Origin of the sequence: Variovorax sp. EBFNA2 (genome assembly GCF_033802765.1) — a bacterium.
GTDB lineage: Bacteria > Pseudomonadota > Gammaproteobacteria > Burkholderiales > Burkholderiaceae_C > Variovorax > Variovorax paradoxus_H.
On sequence record NZ_CP138497.1, the window covers coordinates 401,296 to 418,321 of the forward strand.

Annotated in this window: 16 protein-coding genes; 4 read left to right on the forward strand and 12 right to left on the reverse strand. The window is 61.9% G+C overall.

The features are described 5' to 3' along the window. Nucleotides 1–9 precede the first annotated feature (9 nt). Genes RZE79_RS32220 through mdlC form a run of 7 tightly spaced genes read right to left on the reverse strand, consistent with a single transcriptional unit; the run spans nt 10 to nt 8,086 of the window. Nucleotides 10–339, reverse strand: a complete 330-nt coding sequence (locus RZE79_RS32220; RefSeq protein ID WP_319362301.1) for a Dabb family protein — start codon at nt 337–339, stop codon at nt 10–12. Nucleotides 340–375: 36 nt separating this feature from the next. Beyond that, nucleotides 376–1,224 (reverse strand): intradiol ring-cleavage dioxygenase, encoded by an 849-nt coding sequence (locus RZE79_RS32225; RefSeq protein ID WP_319362302.1) that lies wholly within the window; start codon nt 1,222–1,224, stop codon nt 376–378. 12 nt (nt 1,225–1,236) lie between these two features. Further along, a complete protein-coding gene (locus RZE79_RS32230; protein WP_319362303.1) occupies nt 1,237–2,199 on the reverse strand; it encodes a tripartite tricarboxylate transporter substrate binding protein in 963 nt (320 codons plus the stop codon). Continuing rightward, nucleotides 2,196–3,956 carry an FAD-dependent oxidoreductase gene (locus RZE79_RS32235; protein ID WP_319362304.1) on the reverse strand — a complete coding sequence of 587 codons (1,761 nt, stop codon included), beginning with the start codon at nt 3,954–3,956 and terminating at the stop codon, nt 2,196–2,198. The genes RZE79_RS32230 and RZE79_RS32235 overlap by 4 nt, the downstream gene beginning before the upstream one ends. 23 nt (nt 3,957–3,979) lie before the next feature. After that, nucleotides 3,980–4,945: a tripartite tricarboxylate transporter substrate binding protein gene (locus RZE79_RS32240; protein WP_319362305.1), complete on the reverse strand. Its 966-nt coding sequence runs from the start codon at nt 4,943–4,945 to the stop codon at nt 3,980–3,982. 20 nt (nt 4,946–4,965) lie between these two features. After that, the gene (locus RZE79_RS32245; RefSeq protein ID WP_319362306.1) at nt 4,966–6,417 is read right to left on the reverse strand and encodes an aldehyde dehydrogenase; all 1,452 of its coding nucleotides are present in this window, start codon (nt 6,415–6,417) and stop codon (nt 4,966–4,968) included. A 40-nt stretch (nt 6,418–6,457) separates the two neighbouring features. Beyond that, nucleotides 6,458–8,086 carry a benzoylformate decarboxylase gene (gene mdlC, locus RZE79_RS32250; RefSeq protein ID WP_319362307.1) on the reverse strand — a complete coding sequence of 543 codons (1,629 nt, stop codon included), beginning with the start codon at nt 8,084–8,086 and terminating at the stop codon, nt 6,458–6,460. An 84-nt stretch (nt 8,087–8,170) separates the two neighbouring features. Between mdlC and RZE79_RS32255 the strand changes: the two genes are divergently transcribed. Next, entirely contained in the window at nt 8,171–9,076 is a 906-nt protein-coding gene (locus tag RZE79_RS32255; protein ID WP_319362308.1) for a LysR family transcriptional regulator, read from the forward strand. 251 nt (nt 9,077–9,327) lie between these two features. On the opposite strand, the gene RZE79_RS32260 is transcribed toward RZE79_RS32255, so the two are convergent. Next, the gene (locus RZE79_RS32260) at nt 9,328–9,807 is read right to left on the reverse strand and encodes a RidA family protein (protein WP_319362309.1); all 480 of its coding nucleotides are present in this window, start codon (nt 9,805–9,807) and stop codon (nt 9,328–9,330) included. Between the two features lie 5 nt (nt 9,808–9,812). After that, complete coding sequence (locus RZE79_RS32265) at nt 9,813–11,126, reverse strand: aminotransferase class V-fold PLP-dependent enzyme (protein WP_319362310.1); 1,314 nt, start codon at nt 11,124–11,126, stop codon at nt 9,813–9,815. A gap of 278 nt (nt 11,127–11,404) precedes the next feature. Between RZE79_RS32265 and RZE79_RS32270 the strand changes: the two genes are divergently transcribed. Continuing rightward, complete coding sequence (locus RZE79_RS32270; RefSeq protein ID WP_319362311.1) at nt 11,405–12,163, forward strand: PAS domain-containing protein; 759 nt, start codon at nt 11,405–11,407, stop codon at nt 12,161–12,163. Nucleotides 12,164–12,332: 169 nt separating this feature from the next. On the opposite strand, the gene RZE79_RS32275 is transcribed toward RZE79_RS32270, so the two are convergent. Genes RZE79_RS32275 through RZE79_RS32285 form a run of 3 tightly spaced genes read right to left on the reverse strand, consistent with a single transcriptional unit; the run spans nt 12,333 to nt 15,906 of the window. Next, nucleotides 12,333–13,970, reverse strand: coding sequence for a hypothetical protein (locus RZE79_RS32275; protein WP_319362312.1), 1,638 nt, complete (start codon nt 13,968–13,970; stop codon nt 12,333–12,335). A 2-nt stretch (nt 13,971–13,972) separates the two neighbouring features. Further along, a complete protein-coding gene (locus RZE79_RS32280) occupies nt 13,973–14,950 on the reverse strand; it encodes a tripartite tricarboxylate transporter substrate binding protein (protein ID WP_319362313.1) in 978 nt (325 codons plus the stop codon). A gap of 38 nt (nt 14,951–14,988) precedes the next feature. Continuing rightward, nucleotides 14,989–15,906: an NAD(P)/FAD-dependent oxidoreductase gene (locus RZE79_RS32285; protein WP_319362314.1), complete on the reverse strand. Its 918-nt coding sequence runs from the start codon at nt 15,904–15,906 to the stop codon at nt 14,989–14,991. Between the two features lie 83 nt (nt 15,907–15,989). Between RZE79_RS32285 and RZE79_RS32290 the strand changes: the two genes are divergently transcribed. Continuing rightward, the gene (locus tag RZE79_RS32290; protein ID WP_319362315.1) at nt 15,990–16,469 is read left to right on the forward strand and encodes an SMC-Scp complex subunit ScpB; all 480 of its coding nucleotides are present in this window, start codon (nt 15,990–15,992) and stop codon (nt 16,467–16,469) included. Nucleotides 16,470–16,633: 164 nt separating this feature from the next. Further along, nucleotides 16,634–17,014, forward strand: coding sequence for a hypothetical protein (locus RZE79_RS32295; protein WP_319362316.1), 381 nt, complete (start codon nt 16,634–16,636; stop codon nt 17,012–17,014). Nucleotides 17,015–17,026: the final 12 nt, after the last annotated feature.

Consider the following 17,026-nt stretch of genomic DNA (forward strand, 5'->3'; position numbering starts at 1 on the left):
TGATCCCCGTTACGTCGTGTTCAGTCCAGGTCTGCCGACCTGGACCTCGTAGTCCACCTGATGCCGTGCGATGCGGACGCCCGCTAGTTCGTCGCGTACTCGCAGATGTTCGGGGTGCGTTGCATAGGCGGTCAATGCTTCCCAGGATTCGAACTCGCTGTACAACACGACGTCACAGGCATAGTCGACCTTGCTGATATCCACGCCGATCTCCAGATAGAGCAGTCCGGGAATGCAGTCGCGCAGACCATGGAAACACTGTTGGAGGCGTTCGACGTTCCGCTGCTTTTCCTCGGCTGTGTCGCCGTTCACGTCCCACATGACGATGTGCCGGATCATCGCGCGTCCTTTGCGGTTGTTGGCGAAAGCAGGGTGTCAAGCATCCGCAGTCTTCTGCCTGGCGGGCTTCAGCACGAAGTCATACTCGACAAGGTAGGAGCCATCGGCCTGCTGCTTCCAATCGGCAATCAGCGACTGGCGCACGCCGAACACGGCATCCGAATCCAGGTAGCGATCGTCGCTGCGGAACACGTGCGTGATCAGCTTCTCGTAGCCACCGGCCTCGATCAGGAAGTGCAGGTGCGCGGGACGCCAGGGATGCCGGCCGGTAGCCTTCAGGAGATCGCCCACCGGGCCATCGTGCGGAATGGCATAGGGAACGGCCAGGATCGAGCGGAAGTGGTAGCGCCCCTCGCTGTCGGCGTGCACGATGCCGCGAGCCTGCGCATGGTCGATCTCCGGATGCTGCACGTCGTACAGGCCGTCTTCGTCCGACTGCCACACGTCCATGCGGGCATTGGCGACCGGCTCTCCGCCAATGCCACGCACCGTGCCGCGTACCAGGCACGGGATGCCGGACGCACCGTTGGAGATGTCTGCGCCGAGTTCGTAGTGAGGCGCCCCTTCTACGTGGAACGGACCGAAGACGGTCGCCTCGGTGCAGCCGGCAGGCTTGTCGTTGTTCTGCGCCACCGTCAGCATCGACAGGCCCAGAACGTCCGACAGCAGGATGAACTCCTGGCGTTTGTCGTCGGTGATGTGGCCGCAGCGGGTCAGGAACTCGATGCCCTTGAACCACTCCTCTTCGGTCAGTTCCACCTCGCGTGCAAAGGCATGCAGGTGCTGCACGAGACTGTCCATGACGCGCTTGAGCCGCGGGTCTGCCGCTTGCGCCTGCCGCGCAAGCACGGCGTCTGTGATGGTGTGATGGTTCAGATTGCGCATGATGGCTTTCCTTCAGTCCAGCTGCAGTTGGGTCCGCTGTGCGACCGTACCCCACTTGGCGAAATCCTCTTGGCTGCGCCGTTGCGCTTCCTGCGTGCTGTAGCCCTCGACACGCAGGTCCATCTCCGCCAGACGCGCTTTCACGGCCGGAGCCAAGAGCACGGCACGCACGTCGCGCTGGATCTTCTCGACCGTGGCCGCCGGCAGACTGGAGGGTGCCATCAAGGTCTCGAAGAAGGTGGCATCGAATCCCGGATGTCCGCTCTGGGCGATGGTCGGCACGCTGGGCAGCAGGCCCGATCTTTCCTTGCCGGACACGGCGATCGCGCGCAGCCGCCCGCTTTGCACATGGGGCAGGACGATGGAGGAGACGATGAAACCGCAGTCCACATGGCCTCCCATCACGTCCTGCGCGGCAGGGCCGGGGCCTTTGTAGGGCACATGGGTGAGCTTGGTTCCGGTCGTCGCCAATAGCATCTCCATGGCCATGTGGCTCGGTGTCCCCGCGCCGCCGGAGGCGTACATCCGCGTCGAGGGCAGCTGGACGAACTTCGCGAGGGACGGAACATCGGCGGCCGGATTGCAGACCAGCGTCTGGTTGAAGCTCGCGAAGTAGGTGACCGGCTTGAGCGAAGCCCTCAAATCGAAGCCCAGCTTCCTGTACAGATGGGGATTGATGGTGAGGATCGTGTCGGGCCCCACGAGCAGTGTGTGTCCGTCCTTGGCATGCGCGACTTCCCCAGCCGCCAGGTTGCCTCCCGCGCCTGTCTTGTTCTCTATGACGATCGGCTGATTCCAGGTGGCTTGAAGCGCCGGCTGTATCAACCTCGCGATCACGTCACCCGGGGTGCCCGGCGGAAATGCCGCCACCAGGCGGACCGGCTTGGTGGGCCAAGCCTGCGCGAAGGCCGAAGGAGCGATCCCCAAGGCCATCGCAAAGGCGGCGAGGCGAAGAAACAGGGTGTGGGTTTTCATGCCGGGTCTCCTCTCGTCGCATCGACGGAGATTGTTGAAGGGGTTGAAGTGACGTGCGGCGACGCGGGGCGAAGCAGGGCCGTGACGCGAGACAGCACACTTGCCGCATCGTCCGCAGCTGCACCGCGCCATGCCACGATCTGGTCCGGGCGGATCAGTGCAAGCGGCGCTTCATAGAGTTCGCGCAGGGACGGCTGCGCCAGCCGCACGACACGCAGGTCCATTTTCAAATCGCGGGCCGCGGCTTCGAAGGCCTCGGTAGCGGGGCAATCGGAGCCCAGCGCCAGCAGGGTCCATTCGGTGTGGAACAGGTCGAACAGCGAACGCCCGTCGTCGAGCCACGCATGCGGCGGCCGGCCGCCCGGACTAGCGGTGGGTGTGTAGGCATTCGGCTCGTCTGGCGGCAGCGCGGCCCCATCGCCAGGGATGATCGGCGAGCCGTCGTACCGGCCGCCGAAGGTCACGCCCGGAATATTGAATTCGAGCCGGGCATGCGCATCGAAGTGCAGGCCCGCGAGCTTGCGCTCGGCATCGCCTCGCTGGGAGGTTTCTTCCAGCACCGGCTTTGCCGCGAAGAGCCCCACCGAGTCGGCGAACTTGCGTGCGTAGCCGGTGTTGCGCTCGGCCAGGGGCCTGCGCTCGGCCTCGTAACTATCGAGCAGCGCCAGCGGTGCCTGGCCGCGGATCACGCTCGCGAGCTTCCAGCCCAGGTTGACCGCGTCTTCGACGGCCGTGTTGTAGCCCAGCCCGCCGGTCGGTGTGAACAGGTGGGCCGCATCGCCTGCGATGAAGACCCGGCCCTGCTGGAAGCGCTGCGCCACCAGCGCGTGCCCCGCGAGCCAGGTGCCCATGGAGAGAATCTCGATTGGCACGTCGGCGCCCACCGCCTCGGCGAAGACACGGTGTGCATCGGCCTCGGTCCAGCCCTCGGCATCTTCGCCGGGGCGCAGCGCCGCATGGAAGGCGTACTCGGACACGCCGTCCACAGAGGCCATGAAGGCACGCCTTTCATGGTTGACGGCCACGTACATCCAGGCCTTGGGGTGACGCAGCACGTCGACGAACCGGGGCGCGCGCAAGTAGATGGCAAACATCTTGCCGCCCATGAACTCGCGCTGTATGCCGCTCACGCCGCCCCACTCGATGCCCAGCTGTTGCCGAACCAGACTGCGGGCGCCGTCGGCACCGATCAGGAACTTTGCGACGATCTCCTGCGCAGGGCCGTCCTCGCTCGGCCGCACCGTGGCGCTCACCGAATCACCGTCGTCGCTGAACCGCTCCAGCCGCCAGCCATAGCGCACATCGGCGGAAGGCCAGGCCTGCGCATGGCGGCGCAGAGCTTGCTCGACGAATTTCTGCGACACGCGATGCGGCAACTCGGCGGCGCTCCAGGACCCGGTCATTGTCTTGACCTTGACCGCGGCCTCGGCGGCCGTGGGCAGGCTGATGCGGGCCAGTTCGTGGTCGGCCAAGCGCGTGAAGTAGGCGATGTCCGTCGGGTGGTCGGCGGGCAGCCCCAACGCACGGATCTCGTGCGCGAAGCCAAGCCTGCGGAAATGCTCCATCGTCCGGGCCTGTGTCGCATTGGCCTGCGGGTTGAAGGCCGTGCCCGCCTTGGCGTCGACCAGCAGGCAGCGGATGCCGCGGCGGCCAAGTTCGTTGGCGAGCATCAGGCCGCAAGGGCCGCCCCCGGCGATCAGCACGTCCGTGGCGATGAGGGGCGGGTGGCCGGCTGCAGGCTGGGGTGTGGCGGTCATCGGCTGTCTTTCTTCTTCATGCATCAATCGGCGCGGATGCCGCGTTCCCGGATCACGGCGCCCAGCCGCTTGAAGTCGGCCGCGCCCTTGTCGCCAAAGGCTGCGGGCGTCAACGACTCCGGCACGTTGCCGAGGGTTTCGATGGTTGTCCTGACGGCGGGCAATGTCAGTGCGCGATTGACCTCCGCATTGATCCGCTGGATCACAGCTGGCCGTGTGCCGGCCGGCGCGTAGAGGCCGAACACCGCATCGGCATCGAAGCCCTTGAGGCCGAGTTCATCGAGCGTGGGCACCTCGGGCATCTGCGGTGCGCGCTTCAGGCTTGCCACAGCCAGCATGCGCAACTTGCCGGTCTTGACGTGCTGGATGCTGATGCCCGGATCGAACAGGAAGTCAATTTGGCCGCCCAGCAGGTCCGTCAGCGCGGGCGCTGCGCCGCGGTAGGGCACGTGGATGGCTGCGGTCCCTGTCTGACCCGTCATCATCTCCGCTGCGAGGTGAGGCGAACTTCCGTTGCCGGGCGATCCGAACGAGCGCTTGCCGGGGTTCGCCTTGAGATCGGCGACCAGGCCCTTGAAGTCCTTGATCGGGCTGTCGGCACGAACCACCAGGTAGAACGGCACACGTGCGACGGACGCGACGGGGACGAGATCCTTCGCGGGGTCGAAGGACATCTTCGCGTAGATGTGCGGATTGATCGACACCATGCCGCCGGAGCTCATGAGGAAGGTATAGCCGTCGGGCTGTGATTTGGCGACGAACTCGCCACCCAGGTTGCCACCGGCGCCGCCCCTGTTCTCTACGATCACCGGCTGCCCAAGCGTCTCGTGCAAGGGTGCGCTGATCACGCGGGCCAGCTGGTCGGCCGCGCCGCCGGGCGCGAAGTTGGCGACGATCTTGATGGGCTGCTTCGGCCACTCCTGTGCCTGGGCAATACCGTACGGTCCCAAGCCGAGCGCAAGCGCTGTGGTTGCCAGCAGAAACTTCATGGGGTGTCTCCTGCTTTGCATCAGAACGGATAGTGACGGTCGGTGGTCTGCACCGTGAGCCACCGCAGTTCTGTGAACGCGTCGATGCCGGCCTTGCCACCGAAGCGGCCGTAGCCTGAGTCCTTCACGCCTCCGAAGGGCATCTGTGCTTCGTCGTGCACGGTCGGGCCGTTCACGTGGCAGATGCCGGAGTCGATGCGGTTGGCCACCTCCCAAGCACGGGCGAAGTCGCGACCGAACACGGCGGAGGACAACCCGTAGGGGTTGTCGTTGGCCACGCGCACCGCTTCGTCGACGCCGTCCACACGCACCACCGGCTTCACGGGGCCGAAGCTCTCTTCATGGTAGATGCGCATCTGTGGCGTCACATGGTCGAGCAGCGTCGCGGGCATCAGCGTGCTGTCGGCCTTACCGCCGCAAACGAGCTTCGCGCCTTTGGCGAGCGCATCATCGATCAGCGCGTTGCAGCGCTCGACCGTGCTCGCATCCACCACCGATCCCAACACCACCGGCCCCTTGCGCGGATCGCCCAGCGGCAGCTGCACGGCCTTGGCGGCGAGCTTGGCGACGAAGGCGTCTGCGATCTTTCGGTCCACGATGATGCGCTCGGTGCTCATGCAGATCTGGCCGCTGTTGGCGAAGGCACCGAAGGCTGCGCCGTTGACCGCGGCGTCGAGGTCGGCATCGTCCAGCACGACCAGCGGAGCCTTGCCGCCGAGCTCGAGAACCGCCGGCTTCAAGTACTTCGCGCAGGTCTGCGCGATCAGTCTGCCGACGCGGGTGGAGCCGGTGAAGTTCACCCGCCGCAGCGCCGGATGGGAAATGATTGCCTCGACCACCTGCGCTGCATCCGCTGGTGCATTGGTCACGAAGTTGACGACGCCCGGCGGAAAACCTGCATCCTTGAAGGCTTCGACGATCAGGCCGTGCGTGGCCGGGCTGAGTTCCGAGCCCTTGAACACCACCGTATTGCCGCAGGCGAGTGGCGTGGCAATCGCACGCACGCCGAGGATCACCGGTGCGTTCCAAGGTGCAATGCCCAGCACCACGCCGGCTGGGCGGCGCAGGCCCATGGCCAGGCTGCCGGGCACGTCGGAGGGGATGACCTCTCCGCTGATCTGGGTCGTCATGCCGGCCGCTTGTTGCAGCATGCCGGCGGCCAGGTGCACGTTGAAACCGGCCCACGGGGCGCCGGCGCCGGTCTCGGATGCCATGGCATCCGTCAGGGCTTGGGCCTTGGCTTCGATGGCCTGTGCCGCCTTCAGCAACAGCGCCCTGCGTTCGCTCGGCCCGGTGCGGGACCAAGCCGGAAATGCTGCGGCGGCAGCGTCGACGGCTGCCACAGCGTCGGCCTTCGTGGCGGCCGGCGCAATGGTCGCCACCGTGCCGTCGAGTGGATTGCGGCGCTCGAAGGTCGCACCGCCGGTGGCCTGGCGATCTTCGCCGTTGATCAACATCGATATCGTGCCCATCGTCTTGTCTCCTTGTGGATTTGGAAAAGCGAAAAAACTCTCAAGCCACTTCGATCTCGACCAGCATCGGTGCGGTCGATTGCAGTGCCTGGTGCAATGCGGGCTGCAACTGCTCCGCCGTTTCGACGCGCAGCCCCTTCATGCCTTGCGCGCCAGCCAGCGCGACAAAATCGAGGTCGGGCAGGTCGGTGCCGGGGACATGCTCGTCAGGCCGGTAGCCGAAGATGCGGGCGAAGTCGTACAGCGCGGCGTAGCGGCGGTTCTTCAGGATCAGCACCGTGACCGGCAGCGCCAGCTGCGCCGCACTCCATAGCGCCTGGATGGCGTACATCGCCGAGCCATCGCCCACCAATGCGATGACCCGTGCGCCAGGCTTGCCCAACGCCACTCCCACCGCGGCCGGAAGACCGAAACCCAGGCCGCCACTGCACATGGTGTAGAAAGTTTCCGACTCGAAGATCGGCAGGTGGCCATGCATGACCGGACGCGCGCTGGGTGCTTCCTCGACCAGGATGCTGTCGCGCGCACGGACATCGGCCAGCGTTTGCAGGACCCACGCCACCGGCAGGCGTTCGCCGGGCTCGGGCTCTGCGATGCGCGGCGGCCGTACGTGGGCAGGTGGCGCCTTACGATCGTGGGGCGTGCTGCATTCGAGCAGATCGAGCAATCCGAGGCGGATGCTGCCAACCACGGAGGTTCCTGTCGGCGCCCAGGCTGCGACCTGCGGATCGTCCGTCAGCTGCACCAGCTCGCATCCTTCGGGCAGGTGCGGCCCTTGGCCCGGCACATGGTAGGTGAACGCCGGCGCACCGAGCGCAAACACCAGGTCGTGGCCGGCGAGCCTCTCGACGATGCGCTCGCGCATCGGCGGCAGGAAGCCTCCCCAGAGCGGGTGATCTTCCGGGAAGCTGCAACGGCCCGACATGGGCGCGACGTAAACGCGGGCGTTGTGCCGCTCAGCCAATTCAACCGCCTCTTTCCAGGCCTCGTCGCGATCGACCGCGGCACCGACCACGAACGCCGGGGAGCGGGCACCATCTAGGGCCGCGGCAACGCGCGCGAGAAGATCGGGATCAGCACGCACGTGGCGGCTGACCTCGCGTGCATCGACCGGCAGGGTCTGCACGTCCCAGTCGTCCGAGGGGATCGAGACCAGCACAGGTCCGCGCGGTGGCGTCATTGCGATGTAGTAGGCCCGCGCAATTGCCAGCGGAACGTCCTCGGCCCGGGCCGGCTCGACGCTCCACTTCACATAGGGTCTCGGCAGCTCGGGCGCCTGCGTGGAGCCGAGGAAAGGCTCGAAGGGCAGGATCGACCGCGCCTGCTGGCCGGCGGTGATGACCAGCGGCGTGCGGTTGCGAAAGGCAGTGAAGATGTTGCCCATCGCGTGCCCGACGCCAGCGGCTGAGTGCAGGTTGATGAACGCCGCGTTGTGCGTGGCCTGCGCATAACCGTCCGCCATGCCCACCACGACGGATTCCTGCAGACCGAGTACGTACTGGAAGTCTCGCGGGAAGTCGATGAACATCGGCAGCTCCGTCGAGCCGGGGTTGCCGAACACGCGGGTCATGCCAAAGGCGCGGAGCAACCTGAAAACCGCGTCTCGCACGGTCTGGGTGCTGCTGGCCGGGAAGGGCGCTTGCGTGGAAAGTTCGACGCGTCGGTCCATGAATGCTCCTAGGTGAAGGCTGCAGTTTTGCGGTTCACCTGGTATTCATCAATACAATGAAATGTCTAAAGCAAAATAAGTCAGATGCATACTGAAAAGCTGGACATGAACTTGCTCCGCCTATTTGAGGCGGTGTACCGCCTGGGCAGCGTGAGTCGTGCCGCCGATGCGCTTGGGCTGTCGCAGCCGGCGGCCAGCCAAGGTCTGACACGATTGCGGCTCGCGTTGGGCGATGCGCTGTTCGTGCGCGCCAACGGGCGCATGCGCCCGACGCTGCGCGCGGAGCGGCTGGCAAGCGTCGTTCAGCCGGCCGTGGCCGCCATCGAGGATGTGCTGCGGGATGAAGACACCTTCGACCCCTCACGCTCGCGCATGACCGTTCGGCTGCATATGAACGACATCGGCGAGGCCAGGCTGCTGCCGGAACTGATGGAAGCTTTGCACCGCCAGGCACCCGGCATACGCGTGCATACGACGCCGCTGCCGCATGGGGAGATCACCGATGCCCTTGAAACCGGGGCCATTCATTTCGCACTCGGATTTCTGCCTTCGGTCAGTGGTACGGAGCGCGTCGAACTGCTACGTGACCGGTATGCAGTGGTGGTGCGGGCAGGGCATCCGATGGCGAAGGCCTCGAAGGCTTCGGATGTCCGCATGACGATCCAGGACCTGCGGCGCTTGGAGTATGTGGCCGTCCGCTCGCACTCGGAGACCTTCCGCATCTTGCAGCAGCTCGGGCTCGATGAAAGGTTGGTGCTCAATTCGGCGCATTTCCTGGCGCTGCCGGCGATCATTGCGCGCACCGATTTCGCCGTCGTGATGCCGCAGGCGATCGCGCGCAGGTTCATCGAGCCGAAGCGCTATGCAGTGCTTCCGGCGGAGCTTCCCCGCAGCGCTTTCACGGTGTCGCTGCACTGGAGCCGCCGGTTCGAATCGGACCCCGCGCACCACTGGATGCGAAATCTTTTCGTCGGCCTTTTTAAGGATTAGTCCGGATTCGGCACTGCACTCAGTCGCTTGATCTACACGATGATGGGCGGAGCGAAGGACTGCTCAGGGTTAGCGTGCTCGGGCCGACATGGCCCCTGAGGCCTCGGCTTGTCGTTTTGGCGATCCAATGGCCGTACCCCACGGCGCGCCGCTGGAGCGGCAGCAGTGGTGATGGCCACCAATTGCCGCGCGGCGCCCGCAATCTCATCGCGGCAACGAGTGAGAAAGCCCACTTGGTCGTTGGCGATCGGCTACTTCGCGGCGATGCACTCCAGTTCCACCCGAGCGTTGAACGCCAGGGCTGTGGCACCGAATGCACTGCGAGCAGGAAACCTCCCATCCTTGAAGTACGTCTTGTAGACATCATTGAACGCAGCCCACTCGCTCATGTCAGCAAGCATCGCCGTGCACTTGACCACATCGTCCAACGAGTAACCGTGCGCCTCCAGTGAAGTCCTGATGTTGTCGAGAACCTGCTTCGATTCTGGTTTGATGCCACCGGACGGTAACTTTAGACTGCCGGGGATGTTCCCGATTTGCCCAGATAGGTACAGCGTATTGCCGACTTGGACTGCCTCCGAGAACGGAAGAGTGGTGGGCAAGATCTTCCCTGAATTCAGGTACTTGGGCGGCGTGGTGCACCCGGCGCTTATTCCAAGCGCTAGTGCGAATGCACTCACGCCAAGAAGACGGGCGAAGGACGGTTTAGATGCGTGAAATGTGAGGTTCATGTGATTCAAGCGGTTCCGATAGCGGCGAGAAACTTTTCGATATCGCTCATGTCGTTGTACACCGATGGCGAGATACGCGCGTGGTTAGCGCGCAAAGTGATTTCGATCTTCGCGGGCGACAACCGTGTGGATAGCTGCGAGGCGTTCGCATAAGCAAACGTGACGATTGGCGAGACGGTTTCTGGAGGCGTGACCACTTGGAAACCTTTTGCGCGTAGCCCGGTTTGCAGCGCATCGGTCATGGGCTTCCGATAGGCTTGGATCTTGTCCACCCCGATACTTTGAATCCAGTCAATGGATGCTGCACAAGCCGTTTCCACAGAAGAAGCGGGGAACGAACCTGCGAAGTAGCCTGCGACAGAGTTGAGCTGTGCACTCTCGTAAGGGATGCTCCCAGGAGAGTCCAGTGGGTAAACGTGCAGGATTGGCGCCGCGAAGTTTCGTGTTTGTCGATACCCATACCAAGGGCGTTGGAGTTGGGGAAGAAGACTCTTGCGCACATAGAGGAAGGCAAACCCAAAGTCCCCCATGAGCCACTTGTAGGTTCCGCATGCGGCAAAGTCCACACCGGCCGCTTTGACATCGACAGGAATGGCGCCCGCCGACTGGATCAGGTCGACGTAGACAAGGGCTCCACGAGAATGCGCCAAGTCGCATACCGCCTTCAAATCGTGCGTGAAGCCGTTGTAGAGAGACACGTGCGAGATGGCGACCAGCTTGGTCCCCGGAGAGATTGCGACATCGAGAGCGCTGAGCGAGATCCGATAGTCGGCATCCATTGGAACCGTCACGACGTCTAGGCCTTGCAGACGGTATTGCTCGTACATGTAGAACGAGCCGACAAAATGCAAGGCGTCGGTCACGACTCGGCCGCCGCTCGTCGGCAGGCCAAGTGACTTGGTGACGAGGTATTCGCCCATTGAGGTGCTGGGCACATAGGTAACCTCGTCAGCATCGGCGTTGATGAGCGCCGCGAACTTCGCTGTCGCGGTGGCGCTTCCGTCGGCAAGGGAAAGCTTTGATTGGGCGTAGCCTTTCAAGGCGTCCGTGGCGTATTGGTTCCAGGGATGGTCCGCTGCTCCATTGAGGTATATGCGGTCCGCCACTCCTGGAAACAGTGCCTTCGCAGGAAGGCTCGATGCGCCTGCGGGCGTCGGCGGTTCAGCCGCAGATGCCGGCGAGATGGGGGCGCCCCCTGAGCCTCCGCCGCATCCCGTGAGCTGGCCTCCGAGCAGGCCAGCAATCGATGCGCCGCCGATGGACTTGAGCCATCGGCGACGAGAGGCCTCAGGGTAGGGCTGGGGTCGAACTTCGTTCATTTCAATAAACTCCTTGTCAATAGAACAACAAAATGTTGAATCAAAAGGCCCACTGCTGGCCTATAGTCATTGAGCCTACAGGTGCGTATTCAACGAGATGTTTATTGTTCAACACTCTGTGTAAATCGACGCATAGGGCTAACCCCTTCACTTCGGAGACACCTACTTACATGTCATCACGCAAGCTTCGCGAGTCCGCTGCCATGCCGCTAGGCGCCGCGCCAGGTGGGCGACACCGACTTGAACGTAGTCAATTGGCAATCGAGCGGGACCGGATCATGTCAATCCTGCGCCCCGTCGTTGATCTGATGGCGCAAATACTGCCGCCCAACACGGAACTGGTACTTCATGACCTCACACATCCAGACACTTCCGTGATTGCCATTGCTAACGGGCAGGTCTCGGGTAGAACGGTCGGAAGTCCTATCTTGAGTGGCCCGAAAGACGATCAGGCCTTTGCCGTGGCATTTGCTACTACGACTGAGGCCTCCGATGAGGGGCACGCGATGGTCGGCGTCTATCCCACAGTCAGTCCAGCCGGCACTCCCCTCAAATCAGCAACCGTCATCTTTCGTTCGAAGTCCGGAGTACCTCTGGCGGCACTTTGTGCCAACGTCGATCTCCAGATGCTCAAACTGGTTCACGCATGGATTGGCAGGGCTATCGATGGACCTTCGAATGTGACGGTAAACGGAGGAGCGCATACGGAAACTGCCGACATGGACACCTTGATGGCGGAGATTATTGAATCCGCAGTTCAAAACCTCGGGAAGCCCGTGCTGCTGATGACCAAGGACGAGAAGAGTAAGGCCGTCGAGGAGATGTTGCGCCGTGGATTGTTCATCGTGAAAGGCAGCGTTCCACGTGCCGCCAAGGCGCTGGGGCTCTCAAGGTACACGGTCTACAACTATCTCGAAGAGATTCGACAACGCGAAAAGCAAGCTCCTCCAAAGCGGAAATCTTCGACTACGGTGACGAATCGCGCCTCTGTACTGGGGCAGGCTACTGCCCGCAAAAGGGGATCCGTGGCAGATTGATGCAGCAACGTAGCCCTTTCAACTGATGCGAGACCTAAGCCTGCTATAGGTAGCGCTGTGCACCCCCAGCGCTATGCATCCGTCTCAGCCCTTTGGGTTTGGTCTCCAAGAATTCAGCAGTTTTGAATGACGTCCAGGCACAACGGGATATCAACCTTTCGGCCCGGAACTACATCCACTTGTCGACGGGGATCGAGACTGGGTTGTAGAACTGCCAAGCCTGAGACATGGGGTTTGTTCGGCCACCAACAACGACGATCTCGATCGAACCCTTCGGGTAGACCTGGATCTCCTGCTCGTCAGGCGCGGTGAGGTAAGACTCTGGCCAGCGCTTCGATTGATATGCCGCGCCGTTTCCCTTGATCCCCTGTTCCATGAAGGCCTTGTAAAAGTAGTCGCTACGAAAGTCCTTCGCAGTGCGCTTCGCGTTGGCCCACAGATACTCGGTCACGTCAGTCTTGGAATAGCCAGCTCCGGCAAGCTTGTCCGCAACAATCGGATCAAGCAGCAGCAACGCTCCTCGTGGCATCTCAAACTGTGCCAGTCCCCGAGCCATTGAGTCCAAGCCGAGCTTTACATCCGACATAAACCGGGCGAAGGGGGACAGGAAGTTCCATCCCCCATACAGGACCGTAACAACGTCCGCCGTGGAAGAGAATCCATGCGAGGCATGCCACGACTCCCATGGACTTTCCTTCACGTTTTCCGTGAACGCAAGGCTGTACTTTGTGGGATTGCCGATGCTGCTCAGGTCGCTGACGCCTGTTCTTGAGCCGCCAAGGCAGATCAAGGCGAGCCGGACGAAGCGGCCAATCGCAGCATTGGCCGAATTTCCTGTGCCCGCCCCCAACGCGTTCGCGCCGGAGTTCATGCCCAGCTTTGCCGCGATAGCCCCCCCGATGAGCGTAGCCAGAGAGAACGCGGTGGTTGAACGAACGCATGAGGCAAATGTCGGTGCACTAATTGCGTCTACGATGGCCAGAAGAACTGGCATGGAGTCAGGCGGGCAGTTGGTCATTGCGCCGACTGCTGCAACTTTCTCGACAGTGACGCGATACCCCTCGGGATGGAATCTCTCGACGACGACATCGTCGGGCTTCTTGCTCGTGGCCCGCAGCATCCTGGCGACGGCCGCCTCTGTTGGCGGCATGATCGGCAATCCGTCCGTCCATTCGCGGTTGGAGAAGAAGCAATTCACGTCTTCGATCGAGCCGCGAAATACGATGCGATCTCGCGAACCGTCGTCAACGGAGTTGGTACTAAGTTCGCGCTGCGTCAGGGGCTGGGTCAGGGCTGCCGCGAGCTGTTCCGCGATTTCTCGCATCTTTTGCTCGGGGACCATGTCGCATGGATGCGGAACGTGCACCCGTCTAAGCCCAGGCATGCCCTCTTTGTGACAGCTAACCTCGACGTCTGCACGGAACGGCTCGTCGACCACGTAGACACAGGGAGTTCCTCGTTTTTCGATCTCGGCAGACCAATGCGTGCCCCACATTGAACATGATCCGCACGCGCCACAACCGTAGATGACAGCATCTGCTTCGGCTTGCACGCGCGCCCACAGCCCTGGGTCGTCGGACATGTAAGTGGTTTCACGGCGAACAAACACGGTCTTTGCGCCAGGGGCGTACTCCGGGAGGAGCTTGGCCACGTATTGCATGAAGAAATCTGCGCCACCTATGACCTGGCTAATGCAATAGACAATTTTTCCTGAGAGGTCGGGTAGGCGGGGATTTGGAGAGCGAGGCCGCGCATGAACTGCCTCTCCTGAGGGGCTCAGGACTTCATATTCGGCTTCCTGCTGCATACTCATTGCTCCATCTTGATACCAGCGTTCTTGATCACCTTGCCCCACGTCGCGTAGTCTCTTCGCACAATGGAGTCGAACTCTTTCGCGCTAGTCCCAGTAAGCTCAATGCCAAGGGGCTCGAATTGCCGGCGGACCTCTTGTGACTTGAGCGCTTCGACAAATGCCCTGTTCAGGGTATCAACGACTGCTGAGGGCATGCCGCCGGGGCCAAAGACCCCGAACCAGCCCGTAACGTCGAGTTCGGAAAAGCCCATTTCGACGCAGCTTGGGATCTGGGGAAGGGCTTCAATTCTCGAAGTACCAGTCACGCCCAACGCCTTGACCTTCCCGGATTTGATATGCGGGATGGCAGAGGACACTGAATCAAAGTAGACCTGAACGATTCCTGCCTGGAGGTCGCGTTGGCCCTCCGACGCCCCCTTATAGGGAACATGGATGAACTTCGCGCCATAGATCCGGTTGAGCATCTCGATGTAGAGATGTCCATTGGTACCGATGCCTGCCGACGCAGCACTGATCGCTTCGGTCGACTTGGAGAGCTCAACCAGTTCTTTGAGGTTCTGAGCTTTCAGGGAAGGCTGCCCGCAGATGACGACACCGGCACGGAACAGCTGACAAATGGGTGTGAAATCGCGAAACGGATCGTAGGGAAGCTTCTGCAGTAGATGCGGGACCTGCGTGTGTGTGCTGTTGATCGTTAGAAGCAATGTGTATCCATCGGAAGGAGAGCTGGCAACAATGTTGGCACCCAGTACCGTGGCTCCGCCTGGCTTGCTTTCGACCACAATAGGCGCCCCCTTGAGTTGCGACGTCAGGGTCAGCGAGAGGGAGCGAGCCATCAAGTCGGCCGGACCACCAGGCGCCGCCGGCACAACGATCCGAACCGGCTTGCCAGCTATGGGGAACTCTGAAGCCCAAGCCGAGGCCGTTAGAACGGCAGCTCCAAAACCAAGGAAATCTCTCCGGTGTAAGGTCATCTCATGTCTCCATTGTTTTGTCACGAAAGGGGGCTGGTTCAGGCCATTCCAGAAAAGTTGGAAAGGATCGAATGCGCGGCAGCACGAGCGTCGGATATCGCGCTCGCGAACGTGCGAGCACTTCCCGCGCGCACCTCACCGATCGCAAAAATCCGCGATGCCGGGATGCGGCAACATTCATCCGTCTCGACCAAGCCTTCTCTGTCAAGGCCAACGCCTGAGTCCAGGAACTCCGTTTCGGGCATCCGACCCACTTGAATTGAGAGGCCGGTCGCGGGCAGCGTCCGAGGGCCTACGTCTTTCATGTTCACGTGCACTGCATCGATTGCCCCGGAGGCAGTCGCGCCCGCGCCGCTCACTTCCGAGGAAAGCATGATCTCGATGACGGAATTTCGATGGAGCTGCTCTGCGAGTTCAGGGGAGCAACCGAGCTCATTGGATCGCTCCACGAGAATCACACGCTCTGCGTGGATGGCCAAGTTGATCGCGTCAATTGCGCCTCCATGACCTGCTCCGCAAACTACAACGGTTTCGCCCCGGTAAAAGCCGGCGTCGCAAGCAGTGCAGCCGATCAGGCCCCGGCCTTCGAATTTGCGAAAGTCCTTGCCAAGTATTCTTCTTCGCCCCATCGCTAACACCACGGCGGAGCCTTGAACAAACCCGTGTCCAGATAGGGCGACGACAGCCGACCGGGAATAGAGCTCCAAGGCCGTGGCTTCTCTCGAAATGAATGTCACCCCTGCCGCTTGGGCGCGGTCGATCAGCTGGGAAGCCAGTTCTGCACCGTTGATCGGAGCATCTAGTCCAGGAACTCCATCTACCCACAAGAGGCTTGGAAGTTCGCCACCCAAGGGCCCTTTGTGCACCAAGCCTACAGCGAGCCCCTGTTGAGCCAACAGTTCAGCAGCAGTCAGCCCGGCGGGGCCTCCGCCCACGATCACGATGTCCCGGTGCACTGTGTCTCCTCAGGATTGGTTTAAAGTGCCTGCATATTGCAGCTAAAATGCAGACAGGTCAAGCGGATGATTAAAATAGCGACATGCTGAAGCCAATGCCTCTGGACAAACGAGTCAACTACAGACTCCATCAGGTCTCTCAAAGATGGAGCGGTCTTGTTGTTGCCATGGCCAGATCGAAATACCAGCTAAACGCAAGTGCGATGAAGACCCTTTCGGTGATCGCTTGCTACCAGCCCATCTCCCCGTCGGAACTCGTTGAACGCACGTCGTCTGACTCGCCAAAAGTGGCGAGAGCAGTTGGGTACCTCGTTGAGCAGGGCTTGATTGAGAGGGTTCCTGATCGCCAAGACGGGCGTCGGGCACTGCTTAGGGTCACATCGAAGGGCGCCAAGATCAACGCTGACATCGATAAGGTTGCGAACCTAGTCGAAGAGAAGATCGTTTCGGAACTAAGCGAGACCGATCAGAAGTCGCTTTACGACATCCTCGACAAGATCGAGTCAATCATTCATCAACAGTTGCATGGGACGACTTGGTCCGCAATCGTCAGCGAAGAATGATGGGTTGAGCGTCTGGCTCGTGCGATTGCGCACGTAGCGGAGCAGAGGGCCGCAACTTTTGGAGTTGCCGGTCCCTAGCGGCGAGCAGTACAGCCCCGTCAATTGGCGGGCATTGGCCAGAACGCCCGGTTCGCGCACAGCTTGGTATCCACGACCTACAGCTTGTGGCAGATCCCGTTCATCACCAGCGCTTCGTCGGTCCGGCCGAATTGAAGGGCCTTGCCCAGTTAGAAGTTCAGTGGCACGAACGCCCTGCCGACCGCCACACCGCCTTGCTGCGGTCGCAACGCACGGGTGAACTCGGTCTGTTGGCCACAACCACCTTCGTACTCGGCCTGAGCAAGGTGGAGCAGCGCCTTGACGGTCTGCCGCCCCTTCGGCAGTGCGTGTCAGCCAAGAATGCCAGCTTCACCGTGTCGAAATGGTGCCAGATCATCACTGCGGGCTTCGCCGGTGCATTGGCGGCTGGGCCTCGTGCGCAGGCATTTGCGCACTGTGTAGTGCGACAAGCTCTTCGTCCTCGCAAGATTTCGAACGGTTTTTAGTGCACCGGCGCC